Annotated in this window: 11 protein-coding genes; 9 read left to right on the forward strand and 2 right to left on the reverse strand. The window is 60.8% G+C overall.

Going from position 1 to position 13,468, the window contains the following annotated elements; all coding sequences use genetic code 11:
- The first annotated feature begins 7 nt into the window (after nt 1–7).
- The 4 genes from tsaE to tsaD are packed head-to-tail and all read left to right on the forward strand — an operon-like array spanning nt 8 to nt 2,987.
- Nucleotides 8–541, forward strand: a complete 534-nt coding sequence (gene tsaE / locus sake_RS04160) for a tRNA (adenosine(37)-N6)-threonylcarbamoyltransferase complex ATPase subunit type 1 TsaE (RefSeq protein WP_243155756.1) — start codon at nt 8–10, stop codon at nt 539–541.
- Between the two features lie 24 nt (nt 542–565).
- Nucleotides 566–1,297 (forward strand): tRNA (adenosine(37)-N6)-threonylcarbamoyltransferase complex dimerization subunit type 1 TsaB, encoded by a 732-nt coding sequence (gene tsaB, locus sake_RS04165; RefSeq protein WP_129360054.1) that lies wholly within the window; start codon nt 566–568, stop codon nt 1,295–1,297.
- Nucleotides 1,294–1,854, forward strand: coding sequence for a ribosomal protein S18-alanine N-acetyltransferase (gene rimI, locus sake_RS04170; RefSeq protein WP_178945503.1), 561 nt, complete (start codon nt 1,294–1,296; stop codon nt 1,852–1,854). Before tsaB ends, rimI begins: the two co-directional genes overlap by 4 nt.
- Nucleotides 1,851–2,987 (forward strand): tRNA (adenosine(37)-N6)-threonylcarbamoyltransferase complex transferase subunit TsaD, encoded by a 1,137-nt coding sequence (tsaD, locus tag sake_RS04175; RefSeq protein WP_178945504.1) that lies wholly within the window; start codon nt 1,851–1,853, stop codon nt 2,985–2,987. Before rimI ends, tsaD begins: the two co-directional genes overlap by 4 nt.
- Nucleotides 2,988–2,998: 11 nt before the next feature.
- Here tsaD and sake_RS04180 read toward each other — a convergent pair whose 3' ends face one another.
- Both sake_RS04180 and sake_RS04185 read right to left on the reverse strand, forming a co-directional pair.
- Entirely contained in the window at nt 2,999–4,153 is a 1,155-nt protein-coding gene (locus tag sake_RS04180) for a glutamate--cysteine ligase (protein WP_129360051.1), read from the reverse strand.
- Between the two features lie 120 nt (nt 4,154–4,273).
- On the reverse strand, nt 4,274–5,548 hold the full coding sequence (locus sake_RS04185; protein WP_178945505.1) for a class I SAM-dependent methyltransferase: 1,275 nt from the start codon (nt 5,546–5,548) through the stop codon (nt 4,274–4,276).
- A gap of 233 nt (nt 5,549–5,781) precedes the next feature.
- Between sake_RS04185 and groES the strand changes: the two genes are divergently transcribed.
- The 5 genes from groES to sake_RS04210 all read left to right on the forward strand — a co-directional run bounded on the left by groES (nt 5,782) and on the right by sake_RS04210 (nt 13,412).
- Entirely contained in the window at nt 5,782–6,078 is a 297-nt protein-coding gene (gene groES, locus sake_RS04190) for a co-chaperone GroES (protein ID WP_129313947.1), read from the forward strand.
- Between the two features lie 53 nt (nt 6,079–6,131).
- Nucleotides 6,132–7,718, forward strand: a complete 1,587-nt coding sequence (groL, locus tag sake_RS04195; RefSeq protein ID WP_129360049.1) for a chaperonin GroEL — start codon at nt 6,132–6,134, stop codon at nt 7,716–7,718.
- Nucleotides 7,719–8,366: 648 nt separating this feature from the next.
- Complete coding sequence (locus tag sake_RS04200; protein WP_178945506.1) at nt 8,367–10,484, forward strand: acyltransferase family protein; 2,118 nt, start codon at nt 8,367–8,369, stop codon at nt 10,482–10,484.
- Nucleotides 10,485–10,722: 238 nt separating this feature from the next.
- Nucleotides 10,723–12,240, forward strand: a complete 1,518-nt coding sequence (gene guaB, locus sake_RS04205) for an IMP dehydrogenase (RefSeq protein WP_243155757.1) — start codon at nt 10,723–10,725, stop codon at nt 12,238–12,240.
- A gap of 38 nt (nt 12,241–12,278) precedes the next feature.
- On the forward strand, nt 12,279–13,412 hold the full coding sequence (locus tag sake_RS04210) for a GuaB3 family IMP dehydrogenase-related protein (RefSeq protein WP_178945507.1): 1,134 nt from the start codon (nt 12,279–12,281) through the stop codon (nt 13,410–13,412).
- The last annotated feature ends 56 nt before the right edge of the window (nt 13,413–13,468 follow it).

A 13,468-nucleotide genomic window follows, 5' to 3' on the forward strand; every position in this document is an offset into this window, starting at 1 on the left:
AGTCGAACTGGTACTCCACGGACCCCAGGCAACGGCCCGTGTGGCCCACGCGCTCGCGGGAAACCTTCGCTCCGGAGACCTTGTGGTTCTGACCGGTGAGCTGGGGGCCGGGAAGACGACGTTCACACGCGCACTCGGATACGGGCTGGGCGTGCGGGGCAATGTCATCTCGCCGACCTTCGTGCTGTCTCGGATTCATCCGAACGACCCGGAAGGTGCCCGTCCCGGTGGCCCAGACCTCGTTCACGTGGACGCCTACAGGCTGTCGAGCCCGGAAGAAGTCGACGATCTGGACCTCGAATACACGATGGACCGCTCGGTAACCGTCGTCGAATGGGGCCGAGACCTCGTGGAGCACTTGAGCGATTCACGGGTCGACATCACCTTGGAAAGGTCACTCGGCGATGACGCCCCCATGATCGAAGGTGAGGAAGAAGACCTCGACCCGCGGCGGGCCAAGATCACTTTCACCGGTCAGCGTTGGGGAGCGGCGGAAGTGGATCAATTGGCCCGCAAGTTCCGGGGTGCGGCTGAGGAGTAAGGGGCGAGCATTAGACTGTATGGCGTGCTCATACTTGGTTGCGATACATCATCCATAGCCAGCGGCGCCCTCATCGAAGTCGACGACCACGCTGCCGGCGGCGAGCCGTACGTGGGCCCGCTCGAAACCCTCGGTAGTTTCCGTACCCACGACACCCGGTCGCATGCGGAGGCGATGGCTCCCGGTATCCGTCGTCTCCTGGACACTGCTGGGGTGCGCGGACAAGACCTCGGAATGATCGTGACGGGCCTCGGACCAGGGCCCTTCACTGGGCTTCGCGCAGGAATCACGACCGCCCGGACCATGGCGTGGGCGTGGGCCGTACCGGTTCGAGGCGCTGTCAGCCTCGACGCGATCGCCGAAGGCTCCTTCCGAGACGCCCGTTCTGCAGGTTTTCGTGAGTTCCGGGTTGCAACGGATGCTCGCCGGCGCGAAGTCTACAGTGCCGTCTACCGTCTCTCCGACCCTGGTTCCCGGTTCTCCCCAGAACCGGGGTACGAAAGAATTTCGGGGCCCACCGTGGGGAACGCCACTGAGCTTGACCCGGATCTGCCTACCGCGGGCAAGGGCGTCGGGTTGTACAACGTCGCCCTGGAAGCTTTGACAGGTCATGAGGAAGACGAGCCATTGGCCGAATTATTGGTCGCATCCGCGCTGCGATCGGGTTTGAACGCGGCTCTCGAGACGACCTCCCCTCTGTATCTGCGGGAATCGGATGCCAAAGTGCCCGCCGGTCGAAAGCGAGCCACACGATGAGCCAACCCGGCATCGGCCCACGGCCAGCGGTATCCGTTCCGGAAACAGACCTGGCGATAGATGCGCGCGGACTTCCTGCCGAATACCGTGCCCGGGTTATGACGATCGACGATATCGATGTCGTGCACGCCCTGGAACTGGCGCTCTTTCCCGAGGACGCCTGGCCAGTGGACATGTTCCTCGCCGAGATCGGACACCCCTCGCGCCGGTATACGGTGGTCGAAAAAGACGGAGTCGTCGTTGCATATGCCGGCATGATGGCGATCGCGGAGACCGGGGACGTTCAAACCATTGCTGTACTGCCGGATCACGAGGGCCGTGGGATCGGGCGATGGCTCATGACCCGGATGCACGATCAGGCGCGTGCCATGCGGGCCGAGACCATGATGTTGGAAGTCCGTGCGGACAACCCCCGGGCACAGAACCTCTATGGATCCATGGGGTACCACAAGGTTCACAAGCGTCGAGGCTACTATCAGGGCAGCGTCGACGCCGTCATCATGAGTTTGGACTTGACCGGTGCCCGGGACCTAAACAAGAAGGGACCAACCCATTGAGCAAGACCCCCGCCCGGGCGTCCGAGCCGATCGTGCTGGGCATCGAATCCTCGTGCGATGAGACCGGTATAGGGATCGTTGCAGGTCATCGGCTATTGACCAACACCGTCTCGTCATCGATGGAAGAGCACGTTCGCTTCGGCGGCGTTATTCCGGAAATCGCATCACGCGCTCATCTTGAGGCCATGACTCCCGCCCTCGAGGCCGCTCTCCATGAGGCCGGGATCGGACTCGAGGACATCGACGCCATCGCCGTGACCAGCGGACCGGGATTGGCCGGGGCCCTCATGGTCGGGGTCAGCGCCGCAAAAGCGCTCGCCGTCGCCACGGGTAAGCCGCTCTACGCGATCAACCATCTTGTCGCTCATGTGGGTGTCGGACTTCTCGAGGACAGCGGAATCGAAGGTCATGGGTTCGACGTCACGGGGCAGCTTCCAGCCGGTCTGGGCGCACTGTTGGTTTCGGGCGGTCACACCGAGATTCTCAAGGTCACCGATGTCTCCCGAGACGTCACGTTGCTTGGGGCAACTTTGGATGATGCGGCAGGGGAGGCATACGACAAGGTCGCACGAATCCTTGGTCTCCCGTATCCGGGCGGACCCGCAATTGATCACGCGGCATCTGGGGGAGACCCGAAGGCGTTCGCTTTCCCCCGGGGTCTGACCGCGTCGAAATACATGGGCACTCCCGACAAACCTGGTAGCCACCGTTATGATTTTTCGTTTTCCGGTTTGAAAACGGCGGTGGCACGCGTTGTCGAAGGAATAGAAGCCGACGGGCGGAGGCTTCCTGTCGCCGACATCGCCGCGTCGTTCCAAGAAGCCGTCGCGGACGTCGTCACGGCCAAGGCCATGTTGGCTTGTGGCGAGAATGGGATAGACACCCTTTTGCTCGGCGGGGGAGTCGCCGCGAACTCGAGGCTCAGGGAATTGGCTGCCGCGAGATGTACTGCCCATGGCATCCGACTCGTGGTTCCACAACTTTCACTGTGTACCGACAACGGGGCAATGGTCGCGGCCCTCGGCGCTCGATTGGTTATGGGCGGCGTCGTTCCCAGTGGTCTGGACTTTACGGTCGATCCCTCAATGCAGGTCACGACCGTCTCTGTTCCCGGGGTTCAGGAACCGTCCTAGAATTTCATCGATCAGGTTTCGGGATAACCGTAACGGGTGAGGTCGACCGTGTCGCGCACGACGGCCCGCAACTGTTGCCCGTGCTCTTCATAGACCCGACGTTGACGCAGATAACCGGGACCGCGCTCGAGTATTCGATGCACGCCCGCCAATTCTTTGGCGCAGCCGAGTTCTCGGGCAATCGGTTCTAACCTCTCGACCAACGCGGCGGTGTGCTCACGGACGGGCGCAACCGTACCGTCTCCGTCCGTGATGACCTCGGCATCCAACCCGTAGCGCGAGGCCCTCCACTTGTTCTCCTCGGCAAACCATCGAGGCATTGTGCCGATCCGGCCTCCGTCGTCGACTATTCGGGAAACCTCTTCGACTATGCATTGGGTCAGCGCGGTGATGGCGCCGATTTCTTCGAGGGTTGCAAGGCCGTCGCAGATGCGCATCTCGACGGTGCCGTACCGGGCAACGGGACGGATGTCCCAACGATTTTCGGATTCCTCGGCGATCATTCCGGTTGCGATGAGACCATCGATGTACTGCTCGTACTCGGTCCACTCCTCGAACTGGTACGGGAGACCGCATGTAGGAATCTGTTGGAAAACCATGGCCCGCTGTGAGGCGTATCCGGTGTCCACGCCCGCCCAATAAGGGGAGCTCGCCGACAGCGCCAAAAGATGCGGATAGTAGTTGACGAGTTGATTCACCGCGGGCAGCGCTTTGCTTCGGGAATCGACACCGACATGAACATGTACTCCGTAAACCAGCATTTGGCGTCCCCAGTATTGGGTACGGTTCAAAACTTTTTGATACCGGTCCTTCTCCGAGACTGGCTGTTCGGTCCACTTCGCATAAGGATGGGTGCCCGCGGAGAACAAATCCACGCCCAACGGGTCGGCCTCCTGCCGCATGACGTCTGCGAGCTCCGAGAGCTGATCAATGGTTTCCGATACGTTTTCACATACACCGGTGACGGCCTCGACGGTATTGGCCAGGAACTCCCGAGTGATCTGAGGAGAGAAACCATCAGGCTCTATGTATTGAGGGTGCGAAGATTCGAGGGCCGCGAGGATCTCTGCGGCGGCCGAGACGAGGTCGCCTGATTCACGGTCGGCGAGAGCGATTTCCCACTCGACGCCGAGGCTCGACTGTTCGGAGCTTGAAAAGGGGATCATGTGCGTCCTCCCGGTTTGGGTCAGTTCATCTTAGCCGGGCGTCAGATGCGGAAACCGAGCATTCGGTCGTCGGCGACACGCGAGTTCACAAGGAAGTCGTGTCCTGGAGCGTGGAGACGGTCAGCGGCTCATTCGGCGGACGACGAACGCGGCGCGTTGCTCAGTTTCCTGGGACTCCCAGCGAGTCAGGATCAGAGTTGCGTGCCGGCCCGTGGACGTCTTCTTGCCGCGCTTGGTACCAGTCAGCAATTGGCCCCGCAGAGTTTCGGGTACAACGTCGACCCCTCGCTTCTTGATCGTCAGCCCTGTGACCCCGTGATCTCGGACCCACTTCTTCAACGTCTTGGCCCCCATCGGCAGATCCTCCTCGACGGCCCAACACGTTGCTCCGGGAATATTGAGCCCCTGCTCGGACGTGAAATAAGCGATCCGCGGGTCCAAAAAATGACCCTCGACGGTGGAGGCCAGCTGATCGATGAGTCCCGCGCGGATCACGGCTCCGTCAGGCTCATAGAGGTACGCCGCAGGAGGGCCTGTACGAGGTTCGGACAATGACCCGTCGACGTCGTGGCCGAATTCCGACCCGGAGGAGAAATGCGCGATCACGTGCGGCTCCAAAGGGTCGGAGTCCAGAACCGTGGCCGACCGCCTGACACCAGGGCGAGCCAACCCGTTGAACCAAAGGATCAGCTCGACAACGTCTCCGCCGCAACTGACCCACTCCGCCTCGGCATGGCCCGGTATGTCGGCGTGCTCCATTCCCGGACCCATCTTGACCCCCATCGCGATGCCGGTCGACGCCCAGCGTTCGATCTGGGAGAACGGCGGGGCAAAGGCCTCAGGGTCGAAGAGTCGGCTGACGCGACCTTGTTCCGTCTCGCGTCGGGCAGGATCGAGCCATAGCGCACGGATCGGTTCCCCATCGACCGTGTGCAAGGCCGTGGCGTCGATACTCGTGACGTCTTCGGTGCGCACCTCGGACTTGGCATGTATCGACAGGTTGTGGCGGGCCACAGACGCGGTGTCAGGATCGATTTCATAGGATAGAACGGACAGACCGGCGCGCAGGAATGCCGCGGAGTCGGACCCGATTCCGCATCCCAGATCGGCGACCGAATCGATGCCCGCTCGTTGGAACCGGCGTGCGTGCCACTGGGCGACGCTGGTGCGAGTAGCTTGTTCGAGTCCGGGCCTGGTGAACAGCATTCGTTCGGCTTCCTGGCCGAATTTCAGTCGCGCCTGCGCTCGGAGTTTGGCTTGGGTCAGGAGTGCGGAGGCCCTATCGGGGGGAAAACCTTGTTTGCGCAGAGCCGTGGAGAGCGCCAATGCGTTCTCTTCCCTGTACTCCAGCGCATCGAGGGCCTTGAGCTCCTCGGAAGTGAATAAATGCGTCACGGGACCACCCTACCGGGGGCTTGTGGGCGGCCGACGTGACACTTTCTTCCCGCTGTGGGCGAAACCTGGCACTCGCCTTGACCCTCTGCTAACCCTCCGAATAGAGTCGTCTTTAGCACTCTGGGACTCAGGGTGCTAAATGGGCCTGGCGCTCAATCGGCACCGCGACGACGGTTGGCACGCCCCTCACGGCTCACGCCAAGAATTGATCCATCCAAGGAAGAAGGTCACTCATGTCCGTCTCCATCAAGCCTCTCGAGGACCGTATTGTCGTTCAGCCCGTCGAGGCTGAGCAGACCACCGCATCCGGCCTGGTCATCCCGGATACCGCCAAGGAAAAGCCCCAGGAGGGCAAGGTCGTGGCCGTTGGCCCCGGCCGCGTTGACGACAAGGGCAACCGTGTTCCCGTCGACGTTCAGGAAGGCGACGTCGTCATCTACTCCAAGTACGGCGGAACCGAGGTCAAGTACTCGGGCGAGGAATTCCTCGTGCTTTCGGCACGTGACGTGCTGGCCGTTGTCGAGAAGTAACAACTCGACAATCCCGCACTTTTTCTAGACCTGTGTAAGGAGTCATGTAGTTCATGGCAAAGCAGTTGGAATTCAACGATGCAGCCCGCAAGGCCCTCATGGCCGGTGTGGACAAGCTCGCCAACACGGTCAAGGTGACTCTCGGCCCGCGTGGTCGCAACGTCGTTCTGGACAAGCAGTGGGGCGCTCCCACAATCACCAACGACGGCGTGACCATTGCTCGCGAGATCGAGCTCGATGACCCGTATGAGAACCTTGGCGCACAGCTGGCCAAGGAAGTCGCCACCAAAACCAATGATGTTGCCGGTGACGGCACCACGACGGCTACCGTTTTGGCCCAGGCCTTTGTGAATGAGGGTCTGAGAAACGTTGCAGCCGGGGCTGCACCGAGCGAGATCCGGACCGGTATCGAAGCGGCGGTCAAAGCGGTCTCCGAGCGTCTCCGCGAGAACGCCCGCGAGATCGAAGGCCAAGAAGTCGCTCAAGTAGCGGCCATCTCGGCTCAGTCTCCGCAGATCGGCGAGCTCCTCGCCGAAGCCTTTGAGAAGGTCGGCAAGGACGGCGTCATCACCATCGAAGACGGCTCCTCGACCGAAATCGAGCTGTCCGTCACTGAAGGCATGCAGTTCGACAAGGGCTATCTCTCGCCCTCCTTCGTCACCGACGCGGAGCGGCAGGAAGCGGTTCTCGAGGACTCGGCCATTCTGATCTACCAAGGGAAGATCTCGGCGATCGCCGACCTCATGCCCTTGCTGGAAAAGGTCGTTCAGGCCAAGAAGCCGCTGACGATCATCGCCGAGGACGTCGACGGTGAAGCATTGTCCACGCTGGTGGTCAACAAGTTGCGCGGCAACCTGAATGTTGTTGCGCTCAAGGCCCCGGGCTTCGGTGACCGTCGCAAGGCGATCATGCAGGACCTGGCTGTCCTGACCGGTGGCGAGGTCATCACCAGCGAACTCGGCATCTCTCTGGACTCCGTGTCCCTCGAACAGCTGGGTAACGCCCGCCGCGTGACCGTCACCAAGGACAACACGACGATCGTCGACGGCAGCGGATCTGCCGAGGATGTTGCCGAGCGGGTCGCTCAGCTGCGTTCCGAGATCGAGCGCGTCGACTCCGAGTGGGATCGCGAGAAGCTCAAGGAGCGTCTGGCCAAGCTTGCCGGCGGCGTCTCGGTCATCAAGGTCGGAGCAGCCACTGAGGTCGAGGCCAAGGAACGCAAGCACCGCATCGAGGACGCCGTGTCCTCGACTCGTGCTGCGCTCGAAGAAGGCATCGTCGCAGGTGGCGGTTCCGCTTTGGTTCACGCGTCCAAGGCACTCGACGCCGACCTGGGGTTGCAGTCCGAGGATGCTCGGACTGCGGTCGATATCGTCCGTCGTTCCTTGGTGCAGCCGTTGCGCTGGATTGCGGACAACGCAGGAGCGGATGGCTACGTTGTGGCCTCCCGCATCCGTGACCTCGAGCCTGGCCAAGGCTACAACGCCGCGACCGGCGAATACGAGGATCTCATCAAGGCCGGAGTCATCGATCCGGTCAAGGTCACCCGATCAGCGCTCGAGAATGCGGCATCCATCGCCTCACTGGTCCTGACCACTGAGACGTTGGTTGTCGACAAACCCGAGGAGGACGAGGACTAGCACTCGTTCGTGCGATTCATTCGTCCCCGCCACGTTTTAGTGGCGGGGACGTTTTTTGATGTATCGATGCGTCGACCTAGGGGAGTATGAGATGCGACGGGACCGCCGCGGTCTCATCCGCAGGACCGAAGCCGGAAAGCCCCAGGGCTTGGGATGATGGCCGTGAACGATCTCGTCCCCCCGGCATTTGCTCGCTCGCGGTCGGCAACGATTACACTTGCGTCGACGACAATCAGCTGACGGCAACGTCCGTCAGCGCCGTCCAGAACTATGCCGACAAGAGTCCGAATCAAGAAAAGGAACATGCGGTGAACAGTCGTTCGTCAGACGCGTGTTAAACGTCATATGTCGATGTAGCATTCGTCAACATTGTGGCGGCACGCGAATATTCAAAAATAAACTACACCGGGAATCCAGGAGTTCCGTCTTGGGCCGATGCGCTCGCTGAGCATTGCCCACCAACACGCTGAAAGGTTTGCTGGTGAGTTGGCCATCGCTGATTCGCTAAGTTTCCTCCACAGGCGCCTATTATGAACACCGAATGTCCGACCGAGGGTAATGGACTCCCTGGGAGCGATCTCCGGAGCGCTTCGCATCACACGAATTGAACGAGATATCGCCTCATCCGAGGCTGACACAGGATCTTGAATGACTGATACGCACGGGACAGGTGGGCCTGACTCACCGGTGAAGGAAGCGCAAGCGCCGGAGGCTGGCCCGCGCAAGAAACGAGCTTTTAGACCTGAAATCCAGGGTCTCCGAGCTTTTGCGGTGCTGCTGGTGGCGATCTACCACATTTGGTTCGGTCGGGTCTCTGGCGGCGTCGATGTCTTCCTCATGATCTCCGCGTTCCTAATGACCCTTTCCTTTACCGGAAAGATCGAGCGCGGCGTCAAGGTCGGCTGGTCGGAGCTGACCAAGTACTGGGTTCACGTCTTCAAACGCATCATGCCCTTGGTCGCCATCATCGTGGCCGGCTCCCTGATCGCAACCCGTCTTTTCATCTCGCCGGATCGATGGCTCTCGATCATGCACGAGGCGTTCTCGGTCATTTTCTATTACGAGAACTGGTTCTCGATCGCGAATGCGGTTGACTACTATGCTGCGGATTCCGGCGCGGCCTCGCCGTTCCGGCACTTCTGGTCGTTGTCGATCCAAGGCCAGATCTTTGTGATGTGGCCTTTGCTCTTTGCGCTCGGCAGTTTGGTGGTCCGGAAATTCCAAGCTCGGGCACGGGTGATACTGGCGATCATCTTCGCGGTTGTCTTCATCATCTCCTTCGGGTTCTCGGTGTACTACACCTACTCGAACCAGACGGCGGCGTACTTCAACACGTTCGCGCGGCTCTGGGAGTTCGCTATGGGGTCCCTGGTTGCCATCGTGCTGCCGTGGATCCGCGTCAGAACCGGTGTGGGTGCGGTGCTGAACTGGGTCGGGTTGCTCGCGATTCTTCTGTGCGGGGCATTGCTGGACGTCCAGGGCCAGTTCCCTGGATTCATCGCCCTGTGGCCGACACTGGCGGCAAGCTTCATCATCATTTGCGGGCAATCGACCACTCGATGGGGAGCCGACCGCCTGTTGAAGTGGAAACCGTTGGTATGGCTGGGCTCCAATTCCTACGGTCTGTATCTGGTCCACTGGCCGTTGCTGGTGTTCTACCTGACTTTGACAGGTCGTGAGAAAGCCGGTTTCTTCTCCGGTGTGGGGCTGCTCGTGCTGTCGATTATTCTCGCGTACTTGCTGACGAAGCTGATCGATACCCCGATTCGTCGGTGGAAGTGGTCCGAGACCAAGAGATGGCGGGCCGGCGTCGTGATCCTCGCTTGCGTCGTCGTCGGAGCGGGTTCCGTGCTCGCCTGGCAGGCACGCATCGCATACGTGACCCACAAGATCGAAGCCTCTGCAGACAAGAACAATCCGGGTGCGGAGATTCTCGACCCGGATTACACCTACAAGGGCGATGCGAAGGCAGGTTTGCTCCCCACCGCGTTGACGCGAAGCGATGATTTCGCGGAGGTCAACGGGCTCGGAGAGGAATGCTCGAAGGACAAAGGCTTCGACAAGGATCTGCATGGCTTGACGGGTGAGCAGTGCTACCGAGTGGTCAAGAACGATCGTCCGAGCAAGCATGTGGTGGCCGTGGGCAATAGCCACACCGAACAGTGGATGACGGCTCTGAAGCAGAAAGCTCAGGACGACAACTGGGATCTCACCTTCGTTCGTCATCCCGGTTGCTTCTTTACCAGCGAGGACGACAACTGGTTCTCCGGGGAGTGCCAGGAATGGCTTCCGAAGGCCGAGACCGCCATCGGTGATTGGCACCCCGACAATCTGGTCATTCAGTCCACCTTCTCGTCCTACGACGGTGCGGCCGAAGGAATCCGGGCGGGGACCGAAGATCAAGTACGCAAGTGGACGAGCGAAGGCGTCGGCGTGATCGGTATCAGGGACAACGCCCGCTTCGGCGAATCCCATACCGAGTGTGAGCAGGGCAAGAGCTTCGAAGACTGCACCTTCCCGCACGTGACCGCCCACACCCCGGATCCGACAGCGCCATGGCGGCAGGATATTCCCGGATACGGGTCGGTTGACATGGACGATTTGGTTTGCCCTGATGGCGGTTGCCCGCCAGCGGTGGGCAACGTCTATACCTACATCGACGACAACCACCTGACGGCTACATACGTGAGGAGTATGCAGAAGTTCTTCGACCAGCGTTTCGACGACGCCGCGAACATTTCCGGTGATGCCTTGGCGTCGCGATAGCCAAATGGAATCTCGGATCTCGCCTCGGAACGAAGCCTCCAGCGCGAGGTCGAGAATCGGACAGGCACGCCAACCGGAGGAGTCATCTTCCGGCTCATAACGAACAAGGCATGGTTTCAGTCACCAACCGCCGGGCCGGGGGAGCGACCTGCCGGGGTATCGTCATATGATGAAAGGCAATAGCTCGGGGTGCCGAGAGGCGCTCGCCGAGACACAAGACGTGAAAGGTCCTATTCCCTTGACCCAGCCCACCGCACTGTCTGACGATCCCTTCGGCCTGACGGGTCTGACGTACGACGATGTCCTTCTCCTTCCGGGAAATACCGACGTCAACCCTTCCGAGGCGGATACGACGACGCGCTTGTCCAGGAGAATCAACCTCAAGTCTCCGGTTATATCGGCTGCTATGGATACCGTCACCGATTCGAGGATGGCCATCGCTATGGCCCGCCTCGGCGGCATGGGAGTCATCCACCGAAACCTGTCGATTCAGGACCAAGCCGAACACGTTGACCGCGTCAAGCGAAGCGAATCGGGCATGATCACGAACCCGGTGACCATTTCCCCGAAAGCGAGTCTCCGTGAACTGGACGATTTGTGCGGACACTTCAAAGTCTCCGGACTGCCCGTCGTCGACAACGGAGGGAAACTCCTCGGGATCATCACCAACCGGGACACCCGGTACTTGTCCGAGGACGAATTCGAAGACCGCACGGTCGAAGAGATCATGACCAAAATGCCCCTGGTAGTCGGGCACGAGGGCATGGCCAAGGAAGAGGCGTTCGGCCTCTTGGCTGCCCACAAGATCGAAAAGTTGCCCCTCGTGGACGACGACGGACGACTCACCGGACTCATCACCGTCAAGGACTTCACCAAGACTGAGCAGTACCCCAATGCGACCAAGGACGAAGAAGACCGGCTCCGCGTGGGGGCAGCAGTCGGCTTCTTCGGCGATGGCTACGAACGCGCGATGGCGCTGATCGACGCGGGCGTGGACGCTCTCTTCATCGATACCGCCAACGGTCATTCGCAGGGTGTACTGGACATGATCGCCCGCCTCAAGAAGGACCCTGCGGCCGAGCACGTGGACATCATCGGTGGACAGGCCGCTACCCGTGAAGGCGCTCAGGCGATCGTCGATGCCGGTGCGGATGCCGTGAAAGTCGGCGTCGGCCCGGGGTCCATCTGCACGACCCGTATCATCGCGGGAGTCGGGGTCCCGCAGATCACCGCGATCAATGAATCCGCCAAAGCGACCATTCCGGCGGGCGTTCCACTGATTGCAGACGGCGGACTCCAGCACTCCGGCGAAATCGGCAAGGCTATGGTTGCCGGTGCCGACTCCGTGATGCTCGGGTCCATGCTGGCCGGTTGCGACGAGTCGCCGGGAGATCTGATCTTCATCGACGGGAAACAGTTCAAAGCGTACCGCGGCATGGGTTCATTGGGTGCAATGCAAACTCGGGGCAAGAACGCCTCCTTCTCCAAGGACCGTTATTTCCAGGCTGACGTCAAGAGTGAGGACAAGCTGATCCCGGAGGGCATTGAAGGGCAGGTCGCATATCGTGGCCCTCTCTCTGCGGTTCTGCACCAGCTGGAAGGCGGGCTTCGCCAGACGATGTTCTACGTCGGTTCGATGACGATCGAGGAGCTCAAGAACAAGGGCAAATTCGTTCGCATCACCCCGGCCGGTCTCAAGGAATCGCACCCTCACGACATCATGATGACCGTCGAGGCCCCCAACTACCGTCGCTAGCTCGGTCACGCCGGGTGACGGCGTGCGGAAGGAAGATCTTGACCAACGACATTGAAATCGGCCGCTCCAAACGTGCGCGTCGAACCTACTCGCTCGACGAAGTGGCATTGGTTCCGGCCCGCCGTACTAGGGATCCGCGCGATGTCAGCACCGGGTGGCAGATTGATGCCTTCAAATTCGATACACCCATCCTGGGTGCGCCTATGGATTCGGTAATGTCCCCGGAAACGGCCATTGCGTTGGGAAAACTCGGCGGTCTTGGGGTGCTGAATCTCGAAGGGCTATGGACTCGGTACGACGACCCGCAGCCCTACCTCGACGAAATATCGCTGCTGGCCCGTGACGACATGTCGCATGTGACCAGCCGCATGCAGGAGATCTACGCGGAGCCCGTCAAAGAGGGGCTGATCACCGAACGGCTGGCGCAGATTCGCGAGGCCGGCGTCGTCGTGGCCGGCTCGCTGACTCCCCAAAGAACCCAAGAGTTCTACAAAACCGTTGTCAATGCGGGGACCGATCTGTTCATCATCCGTGGCACGACAGTCTCGGCCGAACACGTTTCGCAGAACCAAGAGCCCTTGGACCTCAAGAAGTTCATTTACGAACTCGATGTTCCCGTGATCGTGGGTGGAGCCGCCGGCTACACTCCTGCATTGCATTTGATGCGCACCGGTGCGGCCGGGGTTCTGGTCGGATTCGGAGGAGGCGCAACGACCACGACTCGTCGCGCACTGGGGATCCATGCGGCCATGGCCTCGGCGATTTCCGACGTCGCGGCGGCACGCAGTGACTACCTTGATGAGTCCGGCGGCCGCTATGTTCACGTGATCGCGGACGGTGGCCTGGGGCAGTCGGGCGATATGATCATGGCCATGGCCATGGGCGCGGACGCCGTGATGATCGGGGCGCCGTTGGCCCGTGCAACAGAAGCACCTGGTCAGGGATACCACTGGGGTCCGGAAGCTCACCATCACGAATTCCCCCGCGGAACACGTACTCCCATGAACCAGGTCGGGTCTCTCCAAGAAGTCTTGTACGGGCCGTCGCATCATGTCGACGGGACGTCGAACCTCATGGGAGCGGTCCGACGGGCGATGGCCACGACGGGCTATTCGACTCTGAAGGAATTCCAACGCTCAGAAGTTGTGCTGACGGGCCGACCACAGTACTGACCGACGAATGAATTGGCCCCTTTGCTCCGTGACGGGTCGATTCCCTGCTGACTTGG

The organism is Kocuria sp. TGY1127_2 (genome assembly GCF_013394385.1).
Lineage (GTDB): Bacteria > Actinomycetota > Actinomycetes > Actinomycetales > Micrococcaceae > Rothia.